Annotated in this window: 1 protein-coding gene; it reads left to right on the top strand. The window is 41.8% G+C overall.

Going from position 1 to position 625, the window contains the following annotated elements; genetic code table 11:
• The coding region (locus B2R65_RS13280; RefSeq protein WP_286743370.1) for an ATP-binding protein at nucleotides 1-625 on the top strand (625 nt) is incomplete at both ends.

Below are 625 nucleotides of genomic sequence, written 5' to 3'. Positions count from 1 at the left end.
TAGGTAATATTTTTAACGATATTATAGATTTAGATAAAATAGACCGAGAGCAGTTAGATATAGCAACCGACTCTATTAACGTTTCAGACTTTATTAACGATGTAGTGAACTTTGCAGGTTTAATTGCTGAACAAAAAGAGCTTGAATTTTCAGTTGAGCGAAATGGCACATTAGATGTTTATGCACTCCTAGACCCAACGCGTTTACGCCAAGTGGTATGGAACTTAATTAATAATGCCGTTAAGTTTACCCAGCATGGTGAGGTAAAACTCACATGTAGCCGAGAAGAGCGTAACGACGGGCCGTGGCTTGAACTTAAAATATCAGACACAGGGCAGGGGATCCCAGAGGATCAACTCTCGCGCATATTTGATATGTACTACAAAGCCCCAGATTTAAGCGGTAAAAACGCGATTGGCTCAGGCATTGGTTTAGCCGTAACCAAAGCGTTAGTCAGTGCAATGAAAGGCACTATTTCGGTAACCAGTACAGAAGGCGAAGGCAGCTGCTTTACCGTGCACATACCGCTTAGCTTATGTGTAGCGCCTACCGAACAAAGCTATGCAGGTAGAGGTTTATATATTTTACTTGTAGAGGATGTGCCATTAAATGCTGAAATTGCGAC

It is taken from the genome of Pseudoalteromonas sp. UBA2102, assembly GCF_002331165.1.
Lineage (GTDB): Bacteria > Pseudomonadota > Gammaproteobacteria > Enterobacterales > Alteromonadaceae > Pseudoalteromonas > Pseudoalteromonas atlantica.
The sequence above is the reverse complement of the archived record's forward strand: the minus strand, read 5'-3'. Positions and strand labels throughout refer to the sequence as shown.